The organism is Streptomyces sp. LaBMicrA B280 (genome assembly GCF_049222185.1).
Classification (GTDB): Bacteria; Actinomycetota; Actinomycetes; order Streptomycetales; family Streptomycetaceae; genus Streptomyces; species Streptomyces murinus.
Map to the genome: position 1 here is coordinate 14,293 of NZ_JBMJCT010000044.1, position 23,417 is coordinate 37,709.

General features: G+C 73.3%; 24 protein-coding genes. 14 read left to right on the forward strand and 10 right to left on the reverse strand.

Going from position 1 to position 23,417, the window contains the following annotated elements:
* The first annotated feature begins 66 nt into the window (after nucleotides 1–66).
* The 4 genes from ACLF5H_RS28455 to ACLF5H_RS28470 all read left to right on the forward strand — a co-directional run bounded on the left by ACLF5H_RS28455 (nucleotide 67) and on the right by ACLF5H_RS28470 (nucleotide 4,102).
* The gene (locus tag ACLF5H_RS28455; RefSeq protein WP_421678855.1) at nucleotides 67–1,512 is read left to right on the forward strand and encodes a glyceraldehyde-3-phosphate dehydrogenase; all 1,446 of its coding nucleotides are present in this window, start codon (nucleotides 67–69) and stop codon (nucleotides 1,510–1,512) included.
* A 171-nt stretch (nucleotides 1,513–1,683) separates the two neighbouring features.
* The gene (locus tag ACLF5H_RS28460) at nucleotides 1,684–2,253 is read left to right on the forward strand and encodes a TetR/AcrR family transcriptional regulator (RefSeq protein ID WP_346081176.1); all 570 of its coding nucleotides are present in this window, start codon (nucleotides 1,684–1,686) and stop codon (nucleotides 2,251–2,253) included.
* 34 nt (nucleotides 2,254–2,287) lie between these two features.
* Nucleotides 2,288–3,451, forward strand: coding sequence for a GDSL-type esterase/lipase family protein (locus ACLF5H_RS28465; protein ID WP_421678856.1), 1,164 nt, complete (start codon nucleotides 2,288–2,290; stop codon nucleotides 3,449–3,451).
* A gap of 126 nt (nucleotides 3,452–3,577) precedes the next feature.
* Nucleotides 3,578–4,102: a MepB family protein gene (locus ACLF5H_RS28470; RefSeq protein WP_421678857.1), complete on the forward strand. Its 525-nt coding sequence runs from the start codon at nucleotides 3,578–3,580 to the stop codon at nucleotides 4,100–4,102.
* A gap of 21 nt (nucleotides 4,103–4,123) precedes the next feature.
* Here the strand turns inward: ACLF5H_RS28470 and ACLF5H_RS28475 are convergent, their stop codons facing one another.
* Together ACLF5H_RS28475 and ACLF5H_RS28480 are read right to left on the reverse strand one after the other, a co-directional pair.
* Nucleotides 4,124–4,786, reverse strand: coding sequence for a class F sortase (locus tag ACLF5H_RS28475; RefSeq protein WP_421678858.1), 663 nt, complete (start codon nucleotides 4,784–4,786; stop codon nucleotides 4,124–4,126).
* 161 nt (nucleotides 4,787–4,947) lie between these two features.
* The gene (locus tag ACLF5H_RS28480) at nucleotides 4,948–5,589 is read right to left on the reverse strand and encodes a hypothetical protein (RefSeq protein ID WP_421678859.1); all 642 of its coding nucleotides are present in this window, start codon (nucleotides 5,587–5,589) and stop codon (nucleotides 4,948–4,950) included.
* Nucleotides 5,590–5,923: 334 nt separating this feature from the next.
* Here ACLF5H_RS28480 and ACLF5H_RS28485 point away from each other — a divergent pair, with 334 nt between their 5' ends.
* The 5 genes from ACLF5H_RS28485 (at nucleotide 5,924) to ACLF5H_RS28505 (ending at nucleotide 10,060) form a co-directional block, all read left to right on the forward strand.
* Nucleotides 5,924–6,802 carry an SCO6745 family protein gene (locus ACLF5H_RS28485; RefSeq protein WP_421678860.1) on the forward strand — a complete coding sequence of 293 codons (879 nt, stop codon included), beginning with the start codon at nucleotides 5,924–5,926 and terminating at the stop codon, nucleotides 6,800–6,802.
* Nucleotides 6,803–7,033: 231 nt separating this feature from the next.
* On the forward strand, nucleotides 7,034–7,825 hold the full coding sequence (locus tag ACLF5H_RS28490) for a fructosamine kinase family protein (protein ID WP_421679143.1): 792 nt from the start codon (nucleotides 7,034–7,036) through the stop codon (nucleotides 7,823–7,825).
* Between the two features lie 118 nt (nucleotides 7,826–7,943).
* Complete coding sequence (gene tgmA / locus ACLF5H_RS28495) at nucleotides 7,944–8,135, forward strand: putative ATP-grasp-modified RiPP (protein ID WP_046416733.1); 192 nt, start codon at nucleotides 7,944–7,946, stop codon at nucleotides 8,133–8,135.
* 18 nt (nucleotides 8,136–8,153) lie between these two features.
* Nucleotides 8,154–9,137, forward strand: coding sequence for an ATP-grasp ribosomal peptide maturase (tgmB, locus tag ACLF5H_RS28500; RefSeq protein WP_421678861.1), 984 nt, complete (start codon nucleotides 8,154–8,156; stop codon nucleotides 9,135–9,137).
* Nucleotides 9,138–9,172: 35 nt separating this feature from the next.
* Nucleotides 9,173–10,060 carry a Gfo/Idh/MocA family protein gene (locus ACLF5H_RS28505; protein ID WP_421678862.1) on the forward strand — a complete coding sequence of 296 codons (888 nt, stop codon included), beginning with the start codon at nucleotides 9,173–9,175 and terminating at the stop codon, nucleotides 10,058–10,060.
* Here the strand turns inward: ACLF5H_RS28505 and ACLF5H_RS28510 are convergent.
* From ACLF5H_RS28510 to ACLF5H_RS28530, 5 genes are all read right to left on the reverse strand, one after another.
* On the reverse strand, nucleotides 10,008–10,994 hold the full coding sequence (locus ACLF5H_RS28510; protein ID WP_421678863.1) for a class I SAM-dependent methyltransferase: 987 nt from the start codon (nucleotides 10,992–10,994) through the stop codon (nucleotides 10,008–10,010). The two genes, ACLF5H_RS28505 and ACLF5H_RS28510, sit on opposite strands and share 53 nt — an antisense overlap.
* Complete coding sequence (locus ACLF5H_RS28515) at nucleotides 10,973–11,617, reverse strand: cysteine hydrolase family protein (RefSeq protein WP_421678864.1); 645 nt, start codon at nucleotides 11,615–11,617, stop codon at nucleotides 10,973–10,975. The genes ACLF5H_RS28510 and ACLF5H_RS28515 overlap by 22 nt, the downstream gene beginning before the upstream one ends.
* On the reverse strand, nucleotides 11,614–12,714 hold the full coding sequence (locus ACLF5H_RS28520) for an isocitrate/isopropylmalate family dehydrogenase (RefSeq protein ID WP_421678865.1): 1,101 nt from the start codon (nucleotides 12,712–12,714) through the stop codon (nucleotides 11,614–11,616). Before ACLF5H_RS28520 ends, ACLF5H_RS28515 begins: the two co-directional genes overlap by 4 nt.
* Nucleotides 12,711–13,268: an EF-hand domain-containing protein gene (locus tag ACLF5H_RS28525; RefSeq protein ID WP_421678866.1), complete on the reverse strand. Its 558-nt coding sequence runs from the start codon at nucleotides 13,266–13,268 to the stop codon at nucleotides 12,711–12,713. The genes ACLF5H_RS28520 and ACLF5H_RS28525 overlap by 4 nt, the downstream gene beginning before the upstream one ends.
* A 170-nt stretch (nucleotides 13,269–13,438) precedes the next feature.
* Nucleotides 13,439–14,347 carry a GNAT family N-acetyltransferase gene (locus tag ACLF5H_RS28530; protein ID WP_421678867.1) on the reverse strand — a complete coding sequence of 303 codons (909 nt, stop codon included), beginning with the start codon at nucleotides 14,345–14,347 and terminating at the stop codon, nucleotides 13,439–13,441.
* A 271-nt stretch (nucleotides 14,348–14,618) separates the two neighbouring features.
* Between ACLF5H_RS28530 and ACLF5H_RS28535 the strand changes: the two genes are divergently transcribed.
* Nucleotides 14,619–15,731, forward strand: coding sequence for a PP2C family protein-serine/threonine phosphatase (locus tag ACLF5H_RS28535; RefSeq protein ID WP_421678868.1), 1,113 nt, complete (start codon nucleotides 14,619–14,621; stop codon nucleotides 15,729–15,731).
* A 73-nt stretch (nucleotides 15,732–15,804) separates the two neighbouring features.
* Here ACLF5H_RS28535 and ACLF5H_RS28540 read toward each other — a convergent pair whose 3' ends face one another.
* Nucleotides 15,805–16,245: an Lrp/AsnC family transcriptional regulator gene (locus ACLF5H_RS28540; protein ID WP_361683029.1), complete on the reverse strand. Its 441-nt coding sequence runs from the start codon at nucleotides 16,243–16,245 to the stop codon at nucleotides 15,805–15,807.
* A gap of 22 nt (nucleotides 16,246–16,267) precedes the next feature.
* A complete protein-coding gene (locus ACLF5H_RS28545; protein WP_421678869.1) occupies nucleotides 16,268–17,617 on the reverse strand; it encodes a transaminase in 1,350 nt (449 codons plus the stop codon).
* A gap of 305 nt (nucleotides 17,618–17,922) precedes the next feature.
* On the opposite strand from ACLF5H_RS28545, the gene ACLF5H_RS28550 reads away from it, so the two are divergent.
* Complete coding sequence (locus ACLF5H_RS28550; RefSeq protein ID WP_421678870.1) at nucleotides 17,923–18,402, forward strand: hypothetical protein; 480 nt, start codon at nucleotides 17,923–17,925, stop codon at nucleotides 18,400–18,402.
* A gap of 197 nt (nucleotides 18,403–18,599) precedes the next feature.
* Here the strand turns inward: ACLF5H_RS28550 and ACLF5H_RS28555 are convergent, their stop codons facing one another.
* Nucleotides 18,600–20,141: a helix-turn-helix domain-containing protein gene (locus tag ACLF5H_RS28555; protein WP_421678871.1), complete on the reverse strand. Its 1,542-nt coding sequence runs from the start codon at nucleotides 20,139–20,141 to the stop codon at nucleotides 18,600–18,602.
* Nucleotides 20,142–20,492: 351 nt separating this feature from the next.
* On the opposite strand from ACLF5H_RS28555, the gene ACLF5H_RS28560 reads away from it, so the two are divergent.
* The 3 genes from ACLF5H_RS28560 (at nucleotide 20,493) to ACLF5H_RS28570 (ending at nucleotide 23,391) form a co-directional block, all read left to right on the forward strand.
* Entirely contained in the window at nucleotides 20,493–21,113 is a 621-nt protein-coding gene (locus tag ACLF5H_RS28560) for an L-threonylcarbamoyladenylate synthase (RefSeq protein WP_421678872.1), read from the forward strand.
* Nucleotides 21,114–21,212: 99 nt separating this feature from the next.
* Nucleotides 21,213–21,968, forward strand: coding sequence for a dienelactone hydrolase family protein (locus ACLF5H_RS28565; protein ID WP_421678873.1), 756 nt, complete (start codon nucleotides 21,213–21,215; stop codon nucleotides 21,966–21,968).
* A 223-nt stretch (nucleotides 21,969–22,191) separates the two neighbouring features.
* On the forward strand, nucleotides 22,192–23,391 hold the full coding sequence (locus tag ACLF5H_RS28570) for a glycoside hydrolase family 64 protein (protein WP_421678874.1): 1,200 nt from the start codon (nucleotides 22,192–22,194) through the stop codon (nucleotides 23,389–23,391).
* Nucleotides 23,392–23,417: the final 26 nt, after the last annotated feature.

Sequence of the window (23,417 nt, forward strand, 5' to 3'; positions counted from 1 at the left end):
GAAAGGACCCACGTAGGGTGTGGTTATCATATGAGCGCTGCCTAGCTCGAAAGATGGACCGGACCTGTGACTGTCAACGACGACTCGTTCACCAACTGGAAGCACCGCGAGGAGATCGCGGAGTCCATGATCCCGCTCATCGGGAAGCTGCACCGCGAGCAGGACGTGACCGTCCTGCTGCACAGCCGCTCCCTGGTGAACAAGTCGGTGGTCAGCATCCTCAAGACGCACCGCTTCGCCCGGCAGATCGCCGGCCAGGAGCTGTCCGTCACCGAGACGATGCCCTTCCTGAAGGCCCTGACCGCCCTGGATCTCGGTCCCTCCCAGATCGACCTGGGCATGCTCGCCACCCTCCACCAGGCCGACGAACGCGGCCTGAGCGTCGAGGAGTTCACCGCCGAGGCGGTCGCCGGTGCCACCGGCGCCAACAAGATCGACCGGCGTGAGCCGCGCGATGTCGTGCTGTACGGCTTCGGCCGCATCGGCCGCCTCGTGGCCCGCCTGCTGATCGAGAAGGCCGGCTCCGGCAACGGTCTGCGGCTGCGGGCCATCGTGGTGCGCGGCGGCGGCGCCCAGGACATCGTCAAGCGCGCCTCGCTGCTGCGGCGCGACTCGATCCACGGCCAGTTCCAGGGCACCATCACGGTGGACGAGGAGAGCAGCACGATCATCGCCAACGGCAATGCCGTGAAGGTGATCTACGCCGACGACCCCTCGCAGGTGGACTACACCGACTACGGCATCCGCGACGCGATCCTCATCGACAACACCGGCAAATGGCGTGACCGCGCGGGCCTGTCCGAGCACCTGCGCCCCGGTATCGAGAAGGTCGTACTGACCGCGCCGGGCAAGGGCGACGTCCCGAACATCGTGCACGGCGTCAACCACGACACCATCAAGCCGGACGAGCAGATCCTGTCCTGCGCCTCCTGCACCACCAACGCGATCGTCCCGCCGCTGAAGGCCATGGACGACGAGTACGGCGTGCTGCGCGGCCATGTGGAGACGGTCCACTCGTTCACCAACGACCAGAACCTGCTGGACAATTATCACAAGGCCGAGCGCCGCGGCCGGTCCGCGCCGCTGAACATGGTGATCACCGAGACCGGTGCCGCCTCGGCCGTGGCGAAGGCGCTGCCCGACCTCAAGGCGCCGATCTCCGGCAGCTCGATCCGCGTCCCGGTGCCGGACGTCTCGATCGCGATCCTCAACCTCCAGCTGGCCCGTGAGACCACCCGCGAGGAGGTCCACGACTATCTGCGCGACGTCTCGCTGACCTCGCCGCTCAAGCGCCAGATCGACTTCACCACGGCGCCCGACGCGGTCTCCAGCGACTTCATCGGCTCGCGCCACGCCTCGATCGTGGACGCCGGCGCGCTGAAGGTCGACGGCGACAACGCGATCCTCTATCTCTGGTACGACAACGAGTTCGGCTACTCGTGCCAGGTCGTCCGGGTCGTGCAGTACGTGTCGGGCGTGGAGTACCCGACGTACCCGGCGACGGCGGTCTGACGCCCCAACCCCCAGCCCCCAGCCCCTGGCGCCCTCGCGGCCGCCGACCGGAGTCTCCGGTCGGCGGCCGTTCGCGTTCCCGGGCGGCCTCCAGCCCCCTTCGTTGCTTAGCAGTTTGCCTAAAGGCTTTAGGAAGCCGCATAATCCTTATCGGCAAGAGGGAGGAAGCTGATGGTACGTGCGGGGCTGAGCACGGAGCGGCTGGTCCGCGCGGGCGCGGAGCTGGCCGACGAGGTGGGCTTTGAACAGGTGACGGTGTCGGCGCTGGCCCGGCGGTTCGACGTCAAGGTCGCGAGCCTGTACTCGCACCTGAAGAACTCCCAGGACCTCAAGACGCGGATCGCGCTGCTCGCCCTCGCGGAGCTGGCCGACCGCGCCGCCGAGGCGCTCGCCGGACGCTCCGGCAAGGACGCGCTCGGCGCCTTCGCGGACGTCTACCGCGACTACGCCCTCGCCCACCCCGGCCGCTACACGGCGGCCCGGTACCCGCTGGACCCCGAGACCGCCGCCGCGAGCGCGGGCCCCCGGCACGCCCAGCTGACCCGGGCGATCCTGCGCGGCTACGACCTGCCCGAACCCGACCAGACCCACGCGGTGCGCCTGCTGGGCAGCGTCTTCCACGGCTACGTCAGCCTGGAGACGGCCGGCGGTTTCGCGCACAGCGCCCCCGACTCCCAGGAGTCCTGGACGCGGATCGTGGACGCCCTGGACTCCCTGCTGCGCAACTGGCCCACCCGCTGAGCCGACGTCTCCACACGAAACACAGGCCGACATCATGCACACCACCGCCCTCACCCCCGACCTCGTACGCGGCGCCCTCGACCTCGAACGCACCGAGCGCGGGCTGCTGCCGCACCGGCTGCCCGCCCGGGCCCGCGCCCAGTGCGCCGACCCGCAGCTCGCCCTGGCCGAGTCCCAGCCCGCCGGGGTACGGCTGGCGTTCCGCACCCGGGCCACCACCGTCGAGCTGGACACCCTGCCGACCAAGCGGGTCTACACCGGCGTCCCGCCGCGCCCCGACGGGGTGTACGACCTGCTGGTGGACGGGCGCCCGGCGGGCAGCGCGAGCGCGGCCGGGGGCGACGTCCTCACCATCGACATGGCCACCGGGAGCACGGAGCACACGCCGGGTCCGGTCGCCACCGTACGGTTCTCCGGGCTGCCGGACACGGCCAAGGACATGGAGATCTGGCTGCCGCACAACGAGCGGACCGAGTTGGTCGCGCTGCGCACCGACGCCCCGGTGACGGCCGTACCGGACCGGGGCCGCAAGGTCTGGCTGCACCACGGCAGTTCGATCAGCCACGGCTCCGACGCCGCGAGCCCCACCACCACATGGCCGGCGCTGGCCGCCGCTCTCGGCGGGGCCGAGCTGATCAATCTGGGCCTCGGCGGGGGCGCGCTGCTCGACCCGTTCACCGCCCGGGCGCTGCGGGACACCCCGGCCGATCTGATCAGCCTCAAGCTCGGCATCAACATCGTGAACGGCGACCTGATGCGGCTGCGCGCCTTCGGGCCCGCGGTGCACGGCTTCCTGGACACCGTGCGCGAGGGGCACCCGGACACCCCGCTGCTCGTCGTGTCGCCGGTGCTGTGCCCGATGCACGAGGACACGCCCGGACCCACCGCCTGGGACCTCACCGCGCTCGCCGAGGGCCGGCTCGCCTTCCGGGCCTCCGGCGACCCTGCGGAGACGGCCGCCGGCAAGCTCACGCTGGGCGTCGTACGGGCGGAGCTGGCGCGGATCGTGCGGGAGCGGTCGGCCGAGGACGACCGGCTGTTCCACCTCGACGGCCGCGAGCTGTACGGCGAGGCCGACTTCGCGGAGCTTCCGCTGCCGGACGGTCTCCACCCGGACGCCGCCGCGCATCGCAGGATCGGCGAACGGTTCGCGGCGGTGGCCTTCGGCGGGGGCGGTGCGTTCTCGTCCCGGCGCTGACGGGGGTGTGCGCCGTTGGGCCGCGGTGCGTGAACGCCTGCGGCTGCGCCATGGCCGGTCGCGCAGTTCCCCGCGCCCCCAGGGGGGCCGAAGGGGCGCGCGCGGGGGCGGTGGCAGGATGGTGGCATGGTGATGAATCAGCCGTGGACGGGCCTTCACGGTGACCTGGTGGCAGCGAAGGCATCGGTGTACGACCCGAGCGGTTTCGCCTGCTCACTGCCGGTGCCGGAACCGGAGAGCGCCGAGTACGCGGCTTGCGCGTTCACGCTCGACGACCGTTCGGTCCGGTTCCGCGTGGCCAAGACCACCCCGACGAAGGTGGGCCAGTTCGTCACCGTGTGGCAGCGGTCCGAACAGGGGCCGATCCGGCCCTTCGACGCCGACGACGGAGTGGACCTCTTCGTCATCAGCAGCCGCGACGACGACGGCTTCGGACAGTTCGTGTTCCCGCGCGAGGTGTTGTGCGAGCGCGGCATCGTCTCCCGCGACGGCTCCGGCGGGAAGCGCGGATTCCGCGTCTACCCGCCGTGGGTGACCACGACCAACCGGCAGGCCCGCGGCACGCAGGCATGGCAGGTGGATCACTTCTTCGACCTCGGTCAGGACGGGCCGGCCGACCTGACACTCGCCCGCGCCCTCTACCGTCCATAGGCGCCCGCTGCTCCGCGCGGGTCACACGAGGTGGGCGAAGACCACCAGGTTGTCGGTGTAGTCCTTGGCCGTGTGGTCGTAGTCGCCCGCACAGGTGATGAGCCGCGCCTCGGGGCGGGACGCGTCGGCGTAGACGCGGTCGCTCGGGAAGTCGTCCTTCGCGAAGGTCTCGGCGCTGTCGACCACGAAGTTCGCGGTCCGTCCGTCGGCGCGCTCCACCGAGAACCGGTCGCCGGTGTCCAGTTGGTCGAGGTTGACGAAGACGGCCGCGGAGACCTTGGTGTCCACGTGCCCGGCGATGATGGCGGTGCCCTTCTCCCCGGGCGCCGCGCCCTTGGCGTACCAGCCGACGAGATTGGTGTTCGCCGCGGGCGGCGGCTGGAGCGCTCCCGCGGGGCCGAGGGTCAGCTGGGTGAAGGGGGCGTCGACGCCGATCTTCGGGATGACCAGCCGGGTCGGCTCCGACCGGGGCAGCCCGATGCCCGCCGGGGGCCGCCCGGTGGAGCTGGCCCCGGAGGCCGGGGTCGCCCGCGGCGCCGGGAACGATCCGTGATGCCCCCCGAACATGCTGACGGCGAGGAAGAGGATCGCCACCCCCCAGAGCACCAGCCGCCCGCCACGAGCGGCACCTGACGCGTCCGGCTCCGGTTCGGGGGGCTGCGCGGAGGACGGATCCGCTGCCATCGGACATCACCTCACTGGGACACGGCGGTACGGGTATGGGTGTCGGCGGGGGTCGCGCCCGCCCCGCGCGGGGCACGCGCCGCCGGCGCTGTCAGCGCGCCGGCGGCGTCCGTGGTTCCGATCTGGCGCTGTCAGCGCGCCGGCGGCGTCCGTGGCCCCGGTCAGGACGCCGGCTGCGCGGCCTTCTTGCGGCGCAGCGCGTACAGGCCGGCCGCGCCCACACCGAGGACCGCGAGGCCACCCGTGGTGACGCCGGGGTCGGCGAGCGCCCCGCCACCGGTGTGCATGCCGCCACGCGGCTTGCCGCCGCCGCTGTCCGAGCCGCCGCCCCAGTCGCTGCCGCTGTCGTCGCCGCCCTTGCCGCGACCACCGCCACCGCTGTCGTCGTCACCGCCCTTGCCGCGACCGCCGCCACCGCTGTCGTCGTCGCCGCCCTTGCCCCGGCCGCCGCTGCCGCCGCCGTCGTCGCTGCCGCCCTTGCCCCCGCCGTCCTCCTTGTAGGACTCGGGGTCGAACCGGATGTCGCCGCTGCTGTCGGTGCGCAACACGGTGGCGAGCGCTCCGCCACCCGTGTGCATTCCGCCGCGGGGCCGGTCGTGTCCGCGGTCGTTGTCGCCTCCGCTGCCGTTGTCTTGGTCCTGGTCGGAGCCCTTGTCGCGGTCACCGCCGGAGTCACTGCTGTGCGAGGAGTCCCCACGGCCCGAGTCGTGCCCGGCCGGGACCGCGAACGCGGCGCCGGGCGTGGCGAAGGCCAGGGCGGCCGCGGCGGCTGCCGTGGCCAGGAGGGTACGGGCAGAACGCATCGTGTAGTCCTTCCGCCGTGACCGGGCAGCGGACGCCTCATCAGCTGGATGGACCCGGTCTCGACATGAACCACCGTCAGTGAGGCCCCCGGCTCCCACCATCCGGGCCGTCCAGCCGTGTCAACGGCCCACCCGTCTGCCCCAGTGCGCCCGCCCCCGCGCCCCTCGTCCGGTCCAATCCGGGCCACCGCCGAACTCCACACCGGCCCGCCCGGAAAGCGGCCGAGGAGAGGTTCGTCACCCGCCCTTGTTATGACAGTGGTCATAGCGCAGTCTGGTGCCGGACGGTACGACGGCACACGGCCGGTGGCGGCCGAGGCGGTGGGAGGCGGCAGTGGCGGACGGAATGGCGCGGGCCCTGTGGGAGCGCTACGAACCGGTGCACGACCTCGTGTACTTCGCGCCGCAGGCGCACCGCGCGGCCGAGGCGCTCGGGATGCGCGGCTACTGGATGGGCTACTTCGCGCTGCGGGCCGCCCCGCTCGGCCCGGTCTCCCCCGCCGTCGTGGCGAGCAGCTTCTACGTCTTCCACCCCGCCCGGGTGGCCAGGGCGCTGCCGGACGCCTGGGGGCACGCGGCTCCCGCGCGAATCCTCGCGGCCCGCGCGGAGGCCATGGACGCGGCGATGACCGGGCTGTACGGACCGGAGGTCACCGGCTCCGCCGAGTTCACCGAGGCCGCCGATCTCGCCTGGGAGGCCGCGGCGGCCGCGGACACCACGGGCCGGGTGCTGGCCGCCGCCAACCAGGCGCTGGAGCGCCCGGAGCGGCCCACGGCCCGGCTGTGGCAAGCGGTGACCACCCTGCGCGAGCACCGCGGCGACGGGCATGTCGCGGTGCTGGTGGGCCAGGGGCTCGGGCCGGTCGAGGCCATGGTGCTCAAGGCGGCCGCCGGGGAGTCGGACGAGGGGTTCCTGCGGGAGACCCGCAAGTGGGAGCCGGGCGACTGGACGGCGGCCGGGGTCCGGCTGCGGGAGCGCGGACTGCTCGCCGAGGACGGTTCGCTCACCGACTCCGGGGTGGCGGCACGCGCGGAGGTCGAGGCGCGGACCGACGCGGCGGCCGAGAGCCCCTGGCGCGCCCTCGGCCAGGACCGCACCGCCCGGCTGGCCGCGCTGCTGGATCCGCTGGCCCGCGCGGTGGAGGACTCGGATCTGCTGCCGCCCGGCAACCCGGTGGGCCTGCCGCCGCGTTCCACCCCGGTCGGCGACTGACGGTACGGCGGGCGCCTCGTGTGGCCACTTCGCGCACTCCCGCCGCCCGCGCGGCGCCGACCCGCGCACAAGGCCCCGCCGAACGGCCGAAAAGCGTCGTATAAACGGTCGAAGTAGCCTCTCCTGACCTGGTGTTGTCGGCCGTACTCTGAAGCCGTGGTCACGCGAGACGAGGATCCTGGACAGGCGGCGTCCCGGCTCACCGGGCGCCCGGTCGACGCGGCGCGGGGGATGTCCGGGTCGCCCGTGGAGGTGCTGCTGGACGACGGCACCCCGGTGATGGTCAAGCGCGCCGACGCCCCCGGAGCGGTCCGCGCGGAGGTGGCCGGGCTGCGCTGGCTGGCCGCGTCGGGCGCCGTACGGGTGCCGGCGGTGCTCGGGCACGACGAGCGCTGGATGGTCACCGAGCGGGTGGCGACCGGGGACCCCGACGCGAAGGCGGCGCTCCGTTTCGGTCAGGCCCTGGCGGCCCTGCACGCGTCCGGCGCGCCCCGCTTCGGGTCGGCGCCGCCCGGCGGGCCGCAGGACGCGTACATCGGCCTCGCGCCCATGCGCAACGCCGAGGGCGCCGACTGGCCCGGTTGGTACGCCGAGCACCGGGTGCTGCCGTATGTACGCGGGGCGGTCGAGCGCGGGACGCTGCGGCCGGGCGAGGCGGCGGTGTTCGAGCGGGTCTGCGCGCGGCTGCCGGAGCTCGCGGGGCCCGCGGAGCCGCCCGCGCGGCTGCACGGCGACCTGTGGAACGGCAATGTGCTGTGGGGCGCCGACGGCGAGGTGCGGCTCATCGACCCGGCCGCGCACGGCGGACACCGGGAGACCGATCTGGCGATGCTTCAGCTCTTCGGCTGCCCCCAGCTGGACCGTGTCCTCGCGGGATACCGGGAGTCGGCGCCGCTCGCCGACGGCTGGCGCGAGCGCGTCGGCGTCCACCAGCTCTTCCCGCTGCTCGTGCACGCGGTGCTGTTCGGACGCGGATACGCGGAGCAGGCACTGTCCGTGGCGCGCGGGGCACTCGCTGTGTGAGCGGGGCGTCCAACGCCGCGGCGGAACGCACCCGTCCGCGCCATGGTCACGCAGCGTAAGGAAACCAATCACCCGTTCGAATCGTATAAGGACGTGAAAGCCGAACCAGGGAGAGACCATGCAACCGTTCACGCTCAACTACGCGCGCCCGGCTGTGCAGTTGGAAGTAACCGTTCCGTACGCGTACGACTCCGGACTGCAGTTGAACGTCCTCCCGGACGGGCGGATCGCCGCGACGGACCACGCGACCCTGCGCGCGCTGGGAACCACGACCTCGACCGCCGGTTCCAAGACGCACTTCGACGACTGAGCCACGGACCCGCAGACGATGACCGTGCTCATCCTGACCAGTGAAGAAGACGTGACGGCGGACATGGTGGTCCTCCGCCTCCGCGAGGCCCAGGTGCCCGTCGTCCGGCTCGACCCCGCCGATCTGACCGACGGGGTCGCGCTGTCGGGCGAGTACGCGCACGGCGCCTGCCACGGGCAACTGTCCGTCGGCGGGCGCCTGGTGGACCTGGACGGCCTGCGCTCCATCTGGGTGCGCAGGCCCGGGGCGGCGGCTGCGCGCGCCGCCCAGCCGTCCGCCTGGCTGACCGAGGAGTCCGCGCAGGCGCTCTACGGCATGCTCCGCGGCACCGGCGCGCGCTGGATGAACCATCCGGACGCCGCCCGCCGCGCCCGGTACAAGCCCTGGCAGCTGCGGCACGCCCAGCGCAGCGGACTGACCGTGCCGGCCACCCTGATCACCACGTTCCCGCAGGCGGCGCGGGAGTTCGCGGAGCGCCACCCGGACCTGGTGGTCAAGCCGGTCTCCGGAGCGCATCCGCAGGAGCCGCCGCGGGCGGTGCCGACCAGCAGGGTCGCGCCGGACGCGGACTTCTCGGCGGTCGCCTACGGGCCGACGCTGCTCCAGCAACGCGTGGTGAAGCAGGCCGACATCCGGCTCACCGCCGTCGGCGACACCCTGCTGGCGGCCCGCAAGCCGGTGGATCCGGACGCCCACCCGGACGACGTGGACGTCCGGTTCGCCCCGTCCGTGTCGCCGTGGCTGCCGGTGACGGTGCCCGCGTGGGTAGCCGAGGGGGTCCTGCGCTATCTACGGGCGGCCGGACTGGCGTACGGTGCCTTCGACTTCGCGGAGGACGCGGACGGCGTCTGGTGGTTCCTGGAGTGCAACCAGTCCGGCCAGTTCGGGTTCGTGGAGATGGACACCGGGCAGCCGATCGCCGCCACCATCGCCGCATGGCTCGCGGGGGCCGGGCTCTCGGAAGGCGACTGTACGAACGCGGCCACGGGCGCGGGCTGTTGAGGGCCCGGGGACCGGTTCGGAGAGAGGAACGTCATATGCGCATCGGACTGCTGGGAACGGGACCCTGGGCCCGGTCGGTCTACGCCCCGGCCCTCGCCGGGCACCCCGGCCTTGAGTTCGCCGGGGTGTGGGGCCGCCGCCCCGAGGCCGCCGCCGAACTCGCACAGCGGTACGGCGGGGCGCCGTACGCCGATGTGGACGCGCTGCTGGCCGATGTGGACGCGGTCGCCGTCGCCCTGCCGCCGTCCGTGCAGGCCCCGTTGGCGGTGCGGGCGGCGCGGGCCGGACGGCATCTGCTCCTGGACAAGCCGCTCGCGCTGTCGGTCGCCGACGCGCGTGCGGTGGCCGAGGAGGCGGAGCGGGCCCAGGTGGCGTCGGTGGTGTTCTTCACCGCGCGCTTCCAGAAGGAACCGCAGGCGTGGATCGAGGAACAGGGCGCGCTCGCGGGCTGGTTCACGGCGCGGGCGCAGTGGCTGGGGGCGGTGTTCACGACCGACAGCCCCTTCGCGGCCTCTCCGTGGCGCCAGGAGAAGGGCCCGCTGTGGGACCTGGGCCCGCACGCGCTGTCCGTGCTGATGCCGATCCTCGGCGACGTCACCCGGGTGGTGGCGGCGGGCCGCGGCCCGGGAGACACCGTGCACCTGGTCCTCGGCCACGCCGCCGGGGCCTCCAGCACGGTCACCCTCAGCCAGACGGTTCCACCGGCGGCTGCGGGAACCGCGTACGAACTGCGCGGCGAATCCGGCGTCGCCGTCATGCCCGCCGCCTCCGAGGACGCCGTCACCGCGCTCACCCGAGCCGCCGACGCCCTTCTGGCCGCCGCCGGGACCGGCCGTCCGCACCCCTGCGACGCGTCCTTCGGACTCCGGGTCACGGAGATCCTGGCGGCGGCGGAGGCCCGGCTGTCGGCGGACCCGGAGTGACCCCGGGCGCCCTGGTCCGCACTCCGCTCGTGGTCACCCCGTCCCTCGACGCCGCCGCGAAGATCCAGCGGTTGGCGGCCAGGGCGTCGTTCGGTTCCGGGAGGGGGCCGCGGCCATGGCGGCGGGTGAAGTCGTAGGGGGTGCGGATCGTCACCGTCCAACCCTGGGAGGCGAGTTCGGCGGCCGAGTCGGGGCGGGGCTCGCCGTCGAAGAGGGCGAGCAGGTCGATGCCGATGCGCCGGTGGGTGTCGGTGTAGACGGGGCTGGAGCGCACCTGCGGGGACTCGGCGAGGTCCTTGATCTCGTACGCCAGGGTGCTGTCCGCCGCGCTGAGCCGGTCGATCGTGGCGACCAGGCGCCGTTCGGCCGCCGCCGGAAGATACAGCAGCAGCCCCTCGGCCAGCCACGCCGTGGGCTCGGCCGGGTCGAAGCCCGCGGACAGCAGGACCTCGGCCCAGTCGTCGCGCAGATCGGCCGCGAGTGCCCGGCGCTCGGTCGCGGGGGCGGCCCCGAGCCGGTCGAGGACCTTCTGTTTGAAGGCCAGCACCTCCGCCGTGTCCACCTCGTACACCGCGCACCCCGGCGGCCAGTCCAGCCGGTACGCCCGGCTGTCCAGGCCCGCGCCGAGGAGCACCACCTGGCGCAGGCCCAGATGTGCCGAGCGCAGCAGATGGTCGTCCAGGACGCGGGTGCGCAGGGCGAAGTACCGGCCGAGCCTGCCCCACAGCGGATCGGCGTCCCCGTCGGGCACCTGACCCGGGCGTACCGGCCAGCTCGCCGAGGCCGCCGCCGCGCGCACGAAGTGCTCGGCGAACGGGTCCCGGGCCAGCGCGTCGGGGCGATGCGTCTCGATCGCGCGGGCCGCGGCCACCAGCAGGGCGGTACGGCCCACGCCCCGGGCCACCCCGGCGGTCAGGCCCCCGGCCGTATGCACGGCACCTCCTCGGACCCGAGGGCCGGCGCGGTCCAGGCCGCCGGGTCGCGGGCGGTGGTCGTGCGGGCGCCGTAGACCACGCGCATGAACCGCAGCACGTCGTCGTACGGCAGATGCAGGGCCGCGGTGCAGTCCGTCAGGACGGTCACATGGAAGCCCTTCTGGAACGCCGTGCGGGCGGTGGTGTCCACGCACACGTCGGCGTACACCCCGGCGAAGACCAGATGGCCGACGCCGCGCGCGCCGAGGTGCTCCTCGAAGCCCTCGCCGAGGAAGGCGTCGAAGCGGGCGCGCTTGGTGAAGACGCGCTCGCCCGGGGCCGGGGCGACCCGGTGGAACTCGGCGCCCCAGGAGCCCTCCAGGCACTTCGGCCGCTTGCCGAGGGCGTGGTTCCGCGACCGCCAGGCCGCGCCCTGGTGTTCGAGGTCGCCGGTGAACCGTACGAAGACCACCTCCACGTCGCGCGCGCGGGCGGCGGCCACCGCCCGGACGGTGCCGGTGACGGCCGCGTCCAGGACGGTGGGGTCGCCGCCGAAGCGGGCCAGGGCGGTCGGGCCGGTGCAGAAGTCGTTCTGCACGTCCACGACGACCAGGGCCGTGCGCTCCCCCGTCGGGCCGGTCATGAGCCGCCGACCAGGGCGGCGTCCGCGGGTGTTCCGGCTCCGGGCGCGTCGAGGGCGTCGAGCACGGCGTCGGCCACGGCGGTGGTGGAGTGCCGCCCGCCGAGGTCGGGGGTGGATATGCCCCGTTCCTCCAGGATTCGCAGCGCCTTCTCGACGGCCTCCACCGCACCGGTGCGTCCGGCGTGCCCCTCGGCGACGCGCGCGGCCGCGCGGATGGTCGCCACCGGGTTGACGAGGCCCCGGCCCGCGATGTCGTCGGCGGAGCCGTGCACCGTCTGGTACTCGGTGAGTCCGGCGAGCGCGGGGTCGAGGAAGACATTCTCGGTGCAACGATTCTCCTGCCGGTCGGAGCCGAACCGGTCGAGGAGCATGACGTGCATGATGTCGGCCCATTCGTTCCCGGCGATCAGCAGCGTCCGGTCGGGCAGGCCGTGGGTGATGAGGTTGCGGTTGACCGTGTCCGGCTGGAACAGGCCGATCTCCACGCCGAGTTCCGCCGCGAGTTCGCTCACCCAGGCGTCCAGCGCGCCGTCCAGGAGATGGAACTTGTACGCCATGACGATGCGGCCGATCCGCCCGTCCGGCCACTCCTGCCGGGCCCGGCGCAGGGCGTAGCGGACGACGCTCGCGGTGATCTCCCGGCCGAAGGTCATGGTGCGGGTGATCTCGCCGGGTGTGTGCTGGTTCTCCCCGGTGTAGAACCCCTGTGCCTGGTCGCGCACCAGCAGCAGGGAGCGGCCGTCGGCGCCGAGGAGGTCCACCTTGACGGCGCGCAGCCGCTCGCGGACGAGGTACAGGGACTGGGCGTTGACGGCGGTCCGGAAGATCGCCGTGGTGCCCCGCTCGGCGCGGGTGCGGCAGAACCGTTCGTAGTGGTCGGCGTCCGCGGCGGTCAGCTCACGGATCCGGGCGGTGCCGGGCTCGCCGCGCAGCGAGTGGTAGGAGTGGTAGAGCCGCGGGGAGCGCTCGATCGTCACGGTGCCCGGGTGCCCGGCGGTCAGCGCGCCGAGCACCCGCTCGAAGACGTCGGCGAGTTCGGGGCCGGTGCCCCGGCCCACGGCCAGTCCGATGACGGGGGCGTTCGGGTCGTGGGTCACTGGGCGGTGCCCGTGGTGAGGTGGTCGCCGGGGATGCCGGACTTCTCGGGGCGGTAGTAGTCGCGGATGCCGTCGGCCCAGGTGACCACGGGGACGCGGTCGCCGTGGACCGGCTCGAAGGCGTCGAACAGGGCCTCGATGTTGGGGCGTTGGAAGCCGATGGCCGTCATCAGGGCGACGAAGTGGGGGCGTTCGACGTAGCCGTCTCCGTCCGGGTCGCCCAGCGTGGCGAGGGCCTCGGCGAACTCGTTGACGGTGACGTCGAATCGCTGGGGGTCGAGCACGATGGCGTTGAACTCCTCGGGGCTGACCTGCCCGTCGCCGTCGGCGTCCAGCTCGGTGCGCAGGGTGTCCCAGTAGCCCTGGAAGGCCTTGACCATCCGGTGCTTCGCGCCGTCCCCGGCCTCGGGCACGGCCTCGACCACCCGCCTGCCCATCAGCTCGAAGTCCCCGGGGTCCAGAACGCCGTTGCCGTTGGCGTCGAACAGTGAGAAGACGAGTTCGACCCGGTTGTTCGCCTCGGTGGTGGCCATGGTGTTTTCCCCTCCGGTCATACGGTGCTCAAGAACCGCCGCCGGTCCTCGCGGGCCCGGCGGCGGCTCCACTATCGGCTCACCGGCGGCACCCGGTGAGGAAAAGACGGCCAGGTGCCCCCGAAGGAGGGAATTTCCCCGCCGGAGGCATGAACCCGCCGATCTTGGAGAGTGCCGCGTCTCCGCCCCTGTCACCCGGCACTGACAGCGCCGTCGGCGCAGAGGTTCACCCGCTCCCGTACGACCGGATAGCCCGCCTCGGCGAAGTGCGCGGCCATCGGGAAGTTGGACCGGTCGGTGGCGGCGGCGATGGACTCGGCGCCCTCGGCGGCCAGGAAGCGGGTGCACTCGACGAGCAGGTCGTAGGCGTAGCCGTGGCCGCGATGCTCCGGGACGACGCCGATGAAGCCGACGCAGGGGCCCGAGGGGTTGCGGGCGGGGATGTGGATGCCGACCGGGTCACCGGCGCGGGTGCGGGCGATCTGCCACCAGGAGCGCGGGGAGGGCATCCAGTGGAAGATGTCCAGCTCCTCCTGGGCGGCCTGTTCGACGCCGCCCTGCGCGATGGCCCGGCGGGCGTGCGCGTCGAGGGTGGCGGAGTGGATGCGGCGCAGCAGGTCGAGGAAGACGGCGTCGTCCGGTTCCGGGGTGAAGAGCAGACGGCCGGGGCGGTCGGGCAGGCCGCGCTCCGGGGTCCAGCGGTAGAGGAAGCGCTCCACCAGGGGTGTGTAACCGGCCAGGCGCGCGGCCGTGACGCGGGTCTCGGCGGCGGCCCGCAGCCGGGAATCGTCACGCCAGCCGCCGGGCAGGTCGAGGTCGATCTCATCGGGACGCCAGGGCGCGGTCCGCAGCAGTTCGGCGCCGGCCGCCTCCTCGCCCTCGGCCACGTCCAGCCAGTTGATCAGCAGCGGTTCGGTGTCCTCGGCGCGCCCCCACCAGGCGGCGCGGGCCACGGTGCGGCCGTCGCGCAGGGCGATGCGCTGCCACTCAGGGCGGAAGGCGGTCCGCCGGTGCTTCTCGGCGAGGGCCAGCGGGTCGGGCATGGTGTGGAACAGGTGCGCACTGTTCGCATCGAGCGTGCGCATGACCAGATCGGTCAAGGATTCCTCCGGGATACGTGCCGCGAGCGACCTCGCGGCGGGAACGCGCTCCCGGTCAGACCTTGCACATCCGTGCGACGGGGAGGGGGGAGCGCATGGTGACTGCGGTCATGACACTCGCCTCCTTCGTCCGTCTCGGATGTGCGCTTGTACGCTAACCGGACCACTCGACCGGCGTCCATCGGATTTCCGTACCGCGCGCGGTGGGCGTCACCGGCGCCCGGGAAGCGACCGACGGGCCCTCCTGACGGGGGCGGCGTAGCGTGGGCTTGTGCGATCGGTGCGCGCATGGTCGTCGCGCGGAAGCCAGGAGGATCGCGGCTGGTTGCGGGGCGCGCCGCCGCCGTGGTGGATCCGGCTGCTGCCGGTACTGCTGCTGGTCGCGGTGACCGTCGCCTCGACCGTCACCCCGCACGCCAGCGACCTGGGTTTCCTGCTCGGTGCGATCCCGCCGCTGGCCGTCCTGTCGTACGGCCCGCTGGTCACCGCCCTGCTCGGATTCCTTGTGGTGGTGGCCCTGAATGTGCCGGAGACGCATCTGAACCGGCCCGGCAACACCGATCTGCTCACCATCGTCTTCGTCGCCCTGCTCAGCGTGTTCGTGTCGTTCGTGCGCAGCCGCCGCGACGCCCAGCTCCAGGTGGAGCGCACGATCGGCGAGGCCGTGCAGCAGGCGGTGATGCCGCCGCTGCCCGAGCGGGTCGGGCGTGTCGGCTGCGCGGGCTTCTACCGGGCCGCGGAGAACGGCACGCTGGTGGGCGGGGACTTCTTCGACGTGCGCGAAGGGCCGTACGGCGTGCGGGCGGTGATGGGCGATGTGCGGGGGCACGGGCTGACGGCGGTCTCGACCGTGGTGTCCCTGCTGGGCGCGTTCCGGGAGGCGGTCCTGGACCAGCAGGACCTGGAGTCGGTGGCGGCGCGGATGGACCGGCGGCTGGCGACGGACGCGGCGGGCACGCCGGACGGAGAGCTGTTCGCGACGGCGGTGCTGGTGGAGTTCCCGGCCGGTGCGCGCACGATGCGGGTGGTGGCCTGCGGTCATCCGGCGCCGGTCCTGCTGCGCGAGGGCGACGCCCGGGAGGTCACCGTGATGCCGGGCACCCCGCTGGGGATCGGCCTGGTGGGGGCCGATCCGCCGAAGGAGGTCACGGTGCCGCTGGAGCCGGGCGACAGGCTGCTGCTGGCCTCCGACGGCGTCTGGGAGGCACGGAACCGCTCCGGGGTCTTCTACCCGCTGCCGGACCGGCTGGCCGCCCTCGCGGACACCCGGGACGGCGAACTGCCCACCGCCGTGTGGGCCGACCTCGCGCGGCTGCGCTACGAGGTCCGCGACGACGCCACGATGCTGGTCCTGGCCCCGGCCCCGGACGACCGGCCCGCCTGACCGCCGCGACCGGCCCGCGTCCCACGAGGAACCGGGTCGGCCCGGAGGAACCGGTCGGCACGTAAGGACTGCGTCACCCCACGTCCCACAAGAACCGGTGGGTGTGGATCCCGAAGTACGGGAAGGACCGGATCTCGCGGACGCCCTCGATCGGGCGGACCACGTCGTTGACGAGGTCCAGCAGGGCCTTCGGGCCGGACGCGACCACCTCGGCGAAGAGGTCGAAGCCGCCGGAGGTGAGCACCGAGTACACGACCTCGGGCCGCTCGGCCAGCGCGTCGGCGACGGCGCGCGGGTCACCGTCCACGCCGATCCCGAGCAGGGCCATGGCCTGGCCGCCCATCGCCATCGGGTCGGTGACGCCGACCACTTGGACGGCCCGGGAGTCCAGCAGCCGCTGCAGCCGCTGCCGGGCCGCGGAGGCGGACAGGCCCACCTTGGGCCCGAGGTCGGCGTAGGCGATACGGCCGTCGGTCTGCAGCTCGCGCAGGATGGCCCGGTCGATGTCGTCCATGGCGGTCATCATGCCCCTCCCCTCATCCCGCCAGGTCGGCGAGGGCGGCGGCGAACACCTCGGTGTGCCGGTCGACGTCCCGCTCGGTGGTGGCGGGGCACATCAGGGCCATGTTGTGGAACGGGGTGAGCAGGATGCCCCGGTTGGCGAGGTACAGGTGCAGGAAGTCCTCCAGGTCGGCGTCGGCGGCCGCCGCGGACTCGGTGCCGGTGCGGGGCGCGGGCGCGGTGAAGCGGTACTCGGTCCGCGCCCCGAGGCGGCTCACCGTCCAGGGCAGGGCGTGCGCCTCGATGCCGGCGCGCACGCCCGCCTCGAAGCGTGCGCACAGCTTGCCCATCCGGTCGAACGCCTCGTCGGTGAGGACGTGTTCGAGGGTGGCGCGGGTGGCCGCGACCGACAGGGCGTTGCCCGCGAGGGTGCCGCCGACGCCGCCCATGTCGACGAGGTCGAGGTCGCCGCGGGCCAGCAGCCGGTCGGCCAGCTCGGCGGAGAGGCCGTAGGCACCGGCCGGGATGCCGCCGCCGATCGCCTTGCCGATGGTGAGCATGTCCGGTGCCAGGTCCCAGGCGCCGGTGCAGCCGCCGGGCCCCGCGGAGAAGGTGTGCGTCTCGTCGTTGATCAGCAGCGTGCCGTGGCGCCTGGTCAGCTCGCGGACGCCGGTGAGGTAGCCGGGCTCGGGCAGCACGATGCCGATGTTGGTGAGGGCGGGCTCCATGAGGACCGCGGCCACATCGCCGTGGGCGAGTTCGCGCTCCAGCGCGGCGAGGTCGTTGAACTCGGCGACCCTGCTGGTGCGGGTCACCTCGCAGGGCGCGCCGACGTTCCCCGGCCGCGCCCTGCCCGCGCCGTCCGGGCCGGTGACGATCAGCGACTCGTCCACGCTGCCGTGGTAGCAGTAGCTGTTGAACAGGATCTTCGGCCGCCCGGTGACGGCGCGGGCGAGCCGGATCGCCCAGCGGTTGGCGTCGGTCGCGGTGAGCGAGAAGCTCCAGCGGGCCAGGCCGAAGCGCCGGGTCAGCTCGGCGCCGACCCACTCGGCGTCCTCGGTGGGCAGCATGGCGGTGGCCCCGCCGAGACCGGCGAAGCGCCGCTGGACCGCCTCGGTGACCGCCGCGGGCGAGTGGCCCGCCATCGCGCCGGTGTCGCCGAGGCAGAAGTCGATGTACTCGTGCCCGTCCACATCGCTGACCCGGGCGCCGCGGGCCCCGGCCAGATACCGGGGGAACGCCCCGGCCGTCTTGTTCATCCAGGTCATCGGCACCCGGCCGAAGAGATGGTCGGCCCCGGCGTACGCGGCGCGCGAGCGCGGGTTACGACGCTCGGCCTCGGCGCTCTCCCGGGCCAGGAGGGTGCGCAGACGGGTGCGGTCCATGGAAAACCTCGCTGGAATCGGACGACGGGACGGCGTGAGGCTACGACCGGAATCGTGTCCTTCTCAAGGGTTCACGCATGAATCGATCGCGCTAGCGCTCGAATCACGCGCCCCATCGCCTCGCCCCCCTCGAAGGGGTGACGTCTCCCCCCTGGGTCAACTGACGAACCGGTACGCGGAGTTCGAACGCGTCGCCAGAAACGCCAGGCCGCGCCACCCCTTCCGCCGCATAGAAATATCTACGAGCATGCATATGCCGGGTTGCTGTGCGAACGCACCGAGTGCCCGAGAACGCGGAGCAGTGCATGACGAACACGATGTGGATGCGGGGCGTGGAGTGGCTGGCGGCCTCGGCGGCCGACCCGCGCGCGTGCAAATGGGAGTGGGACCACGGGGAGGGGATCGCACTGCTGGAGGCGGGGCGCTTCTGGGATGTGCTCAGCGTCCCCGAGCGGCTCGGGCTGCTCACCCTCGACCTGCTGTGGCGGTCCGCGCTGCCGGTGCCGGGCCCGACCCTGGTGGACCTCACGGCCGGCCGGGTCGGCTTCTTCCTGCCGCCGGACCCGGACGGGGGCTGGGTCGGCGCGGGGCTGCGCTATGCGACCAGGGGCTCCTGGGTCGCCGTACCGCCGCCCTACCGGCCCGCCCGCTCCCTGGAGTGGCTGGTACCGCCCGACGGCACCGGCACCCTGCACTCCCCCGGCACCCTGGAGGACGCGCTGCGGCAGGCCAACGGCACCCTGACGATCCTCGCCGCACCGCCGCGCGGAGTGCGGGAGCCGTAGGACGGCGAGCGGGGTCCACGGCACCTGACGGCATCGCTCGAACGGGGTCTCCCGTCGGTCGGACGAACAGGAGAGCCCAAAAGAAGCGCGGGGCCCCGACCGGCCCCCCGTCCCGGTCGTGCCCCGCTGAAAGTGAACTTACGTGCGACGCCCGGTCCGTACCAGCGCACCGGTGCCCGGCGCCCCGCGCGGAGCACTCACCGGTGCACAGCCGCGTCCGCTTGATCCCGGTTCGCCGGGTCGAGGGCGGGGACGGGGAGTTCACCGGTGACGAGGTGGGCGAGGACGACCTCGTACAGATCGGTGCCCCCGCCCAGCAGCCGGCGCTCCAGGACGGGTTCGGCGGCCCGCACATGCTCCCGTACGGTCTGGGCGTGCACCCCCCGCGCCGTCGCGGCGGGCCCGGCGTTGGCGTCGGCGGCCAGCCAGGCGCGCAGGGTGCCGCGCAGATCCCGCCCGTCGGCGTCCAGGCGCCCGAGCAGGCCCTCGGCCCAGGAGCGCAGCGGGTCCCCGCCGAGCAGGTCCGCGAACCTCGGCGGCGCGGCGGGGCCGTTGCCCTCGATGTCGTACGGGCCGTGCGCCGCCTCGGTGTTGAGCGCGATGTGCGCCACCGCGCGCACGGCCAGCGCGGAGAAGTCGGCGCCGAGCAGCGCGGCGACCCGGTCCATGCGGGCGCGCACCGTGTTGCGGCTGACGCCGAGCACCTTGGCCGTGCTGACCGCGGTGAACTCCAGGCCGAGCCGGGTGGTGGCGAGCAGTTCGGCGCGCACGTGGTACGGCAGCGTGTCGAGCGGGCGCAGCACGGCGGCCGACCAGGCGTGCAGCGCGGCCGGGTCCATCAGGCGGGCGGGGCGGGTGCGTTCGGCGTACACGGCGGCCCGCTCCGGGCTGAAGCGGGCCACGGCGAGGGCGGTGACGGCCTGTCCGTAGGCCGTGGCGGTCAGGGCGAGGCGCTGGCGGGGGCTGCCGCCGAGGTAGCTGCCGGGCCGCACGGCGACCACGGAGCGCAGCCGTTCCTCCACCTCGGTGGCCGGGCCGAGCACGATGACGTGTTCGTCCATCGCCGGGCAGCGCACCACGAGGGCGCCGCCGCCGGTGACCGCCCCGCACTCCTCGGCGAGCCGGTCGCGTTCGGCGGCGGTGCCCTCGATGACGTACACCCGGGCGGTGTCGTTCTCCAGCAGACCGGGCCACAGTCCCGCGGCGACCCGGCGGGCGGAGACGATGTCCTCCACCATCAGCAGTTGCAGGATGGCGAGGCGCAGATCGGCGGTGGCCCGTCGCAGCCGGTAACCGGCGTGCGTCAACTCGCGCTCGCGCAGCAGCAGTTCGAGGACGCCCGCGGTGTGACCGAGGATGTCGGTGCTCTGCCGGTCGAAGGGCTCGGGGCGGGCCACGGCCAGTACGGCGGAGGCGGCCGGGCCGGGGCCGGGGTGCCGTATCCCGACCAGGCGCACATGCCGGGTGCCGTCCTCCAGCGCTGCGGCGGAGACCCGGCCCGCGGCCACGTCGGCGACGACGGCGGGGTCCGGCGCGGGCCGCTCCCCGGCTTCGGCGAGGAGGCCGCCGCGCGCGTCCTGGAGACTCACGGCGGACCCGGTGCGGCGGGCGAGCCAGGCGACCAGCCGGTTCAGATCGCGTCCCGCGGGGCGCAGCTGGTCGAGCAGCTCGCGCGCCCAGGCGCCCTCGCTCCCGTACGACGGCCGGGACACCGGCTCCTCCTCCGCTCGGCGGGCCACGTGTCCCTCTCCTGTCTTCCCTGTCGGCCGATGTTCGCAGCGGGACGTTACCCGACGGTTCACCGGGGCGTCCCCTCCGGCCGGACATGGCTCCGCCGGCGGCCCGGGGGGGGTGGGGCCGCCGACGGAGGCAACGCCTCCGGGGCCGGGGGGAGGGCTCCGGATGGCTCAGGGTCCGGGTGCCCGCGCGTTCCGGGGATACACCAGGGAATTTTCCGGGGGTGTATCGGGGGATTCCCGGGGATCCGGGGGCGGCGGCGGGCCGGGTACGTGCCGTGCTCGGGGGGTTCGTGCGACAGGCCGCGCCCCCTGCTGTCCGCGTCGCCCCCGGGGACGGCATAAGCTCGGTGAATGGCGAAGTACTTCGATGTGCACCCCGAGAATCCGCAGGCCCGCAGCATCGCCCAGATCGCCGACGCGGTCCGGTCGGAGGCGCTGATCGCGTACCCGACCGACTCCTGCTACGCGCTCGGCTGCCGGCTGGGCAGCAAGGACGGCGTGGACCGGATCCGGGCCATCCGCCAGCTGGACGACCGCCATCACTTCACGCTGATGTGCCGGGACTTCGCGCAGCTCGGGCAGTTCGTCCGGGTGGACAACGATGTGTTCCGGGCCGTGAAGGCGTCCACCCCCGGCAGCTACACCTTCATTCTCCCGGCCACCCGTGAGGTCCCGCGCAAGCTGATGCACCCGAAGAAGAAGACCGTGGGTGTGCGCATCCCGGATCATGTGGTCACCCAGGCGCTGCTGGCCGAGCTGGGCGAGCCGCTGCTGTCCAGCACGCTGCTGCTGCCGGACGAGGAGGAGCCGATGACCCAGGGCTGGGAGATCAAGGACCGCCTCGACCATGTGGTGGACGCGGTGGTCGACTCCGGGGAATGCGGCACCGAGCCGACCACGGTGGTCGACTTCTCCAGCGGCGAGGCGGAGATCGTCCGGCGGGGCGCGGGCGACACCGCACGGTTCGAGTGACGGCGGGGGGCGGTTCGGCGGACCGCCCGCGAGGGTCCCGATCTTGCGTGGCAGCATGAGATCCGCCCGCCATCCCTTCCCCCCAGGAGGCCCGTCACCATGACCGACGTACAGGGAGCATCCGTCGACATCCCGACCGAGGACGGCACCGCCGACGCCTACCTCGCCCATCCCGCGGACGGCGAGCCGCACCCGGGGGTCCTGCTGTACCAGGACGCCTACGGACTGCGCCCCCAGCTGCGGTCGATGGCCGACCGGCTGGCGTCCGCCGGATACACGGTCCTGGTGCCGAACGTCTTCTACCGGCACGGCACCACCCCGCTCGGCGAGCTGCCGGAGTTCATCGACCCGGCGGCCGACCCGAGCATCTGGGGGCGTATCGGCCCGGTGATGGGCTCCCTCACCCCCGAGCAGTCCCGGCGGGACGCGGACGCCTATCTGGGCTTCCTCGCGGACAACCCGTTCGTCACCGACGGTCCCGTCGCGCTGACCGGCTACTGCATGGGTGCCCGGCTCGCCCTGCGCACGGCCGCCACGCACCCCGACCGGGTGGCCGCGGCGGCCGGCTTCCACGGCGGCAAGCTGGTCACCGACGCCCCGGACAGCCCGCACCGCGGTGCCGGGGACGTCACCGCGGAGCTGTACTTCGGCTTCGCCGACCAGGACGCGTCCATGCCGGCCGAGCGGATCCGGGAGCTGGAGCGGGCGCTGGACGCGGCCGGGGTGCGCCACACCTGCGAGGTGTATCCGGGCGCGCAGCACGGCTACACCCAGGCCGACACCCCCGCCTACGACCGGGAGGCCGACGAGCGCCACTGGGCGGCGCTGCTGGCCCTGCTCGACCGCACCTTCTGAGCCTTCGAGCCTTCTGACCCTTCCGAACCGCTCGGCACCGGCCCGCGGCGCCCGCCCCGCGAGGGGCGCCGGGCGGGTGCGGCGCGGCCTCCGGGGCACGGGAAGTCACGCCGGAATCGTTGACACGGGTACGACTTCGGCACCAGTCTGAGAGCGCTCTCAGACGGGTACGGACCAGAGATCCGAGGTCCGTACGACCCCGACCCCCACACGGAGGTGGAGAGTGCCGCACACTCGAACTCGACGCGCGCTGCCGTTAGTCGCCGCCACCGCCCTCGTCGGCGGAGCGCTCGCCCTCGGCGTCCCCCAACACGCCGGGGCGGCCGTACCGGACACCATCGCGCTGACCATCACCAACAACTCGGGCCGCACCCAGCCCGTCTACCTCTACGACCTCGGCACCCAGCTGTCCTCCGGGCAGCAGGGCTGGGCGGACGCGAACGGCGCCTTCCACGCCTGGCCGGCGGGCGGCAATCCGCCGACTCCCGCGCCGGACGCGGCGATCGCGGGACCGGCCGCCGGGCAGTCGACCACGATCCGCATCCCGAAGTTCTCCGGCCGGATCTACTTCTCCTACGGCCAGAAGCTCGTCTTCAAGCTCACCACCGGCGGTCTGGTGCAGCCCGCCGTGCAGAACCCGTCCGACCCCAACCACGACATCCTCTTCAACTGGTCCGAGTACACGCTCAACGACTCCGGGCTGTGGCTCAACAGCACCCAGGTGGACATGTTCTCGGCGCCGTACTCCGTCGGGGTGCGCCGCGCCGACGGGAGCACCAGCACCACCGGGCAGCTCAAGCAGGGCGGTTGGTCGGGGTTCTTCGACGCCCTGCGCGCCCAGCCGGGCGGCTGGTCCGGGCTGATCCAGACGGGCTCCGACGGCTCGGTGCTGCGCGCGCTGTCGCCGCTGTACGGAGTGGAGACCGGCGCGCTGCCCGCGAGCGCGATGGACGACTACGTGAACCGGGTCTGGCAGAAGTACGCGTCGTCGACGCTGACCGTCACACCGTTCGCCGATCAGCCGGACAAGAAGTTCTACGGCCGGGTCTCGGGGAACGTCATGAACTTCACCGACACCTCCGGCGCGGTCGTCACCAGCTTCCAGAAGCCGGACGCGGACAGCGTGTTCGGCTGCCACAAGCTGCTCGACGCGCCCAACGACGCCGTGCGCGGGCCCATCTCGCGCACGCTGTGCGCCGGCTTCAACCGCTCGACGCTGCTGGTGAGTTCGCAGGCGCCGGACAACACGCCGGGCGACTTCTACCAGGACGCGGTGACCAACCAGTACGCGAAGGCGGTGCACGCGCGGATGTCCGACGGCAAGGCCTACGCGTTCGCCTTCGACGACGTCGGCAACCAGGAGTCGCTGGTCAACGACGGCGATCCGCAGCAGGCGTACCTCACGCTGGGTCCGCTGAACTGACCGCATGAGAAGGTCCCGCCCCCCTG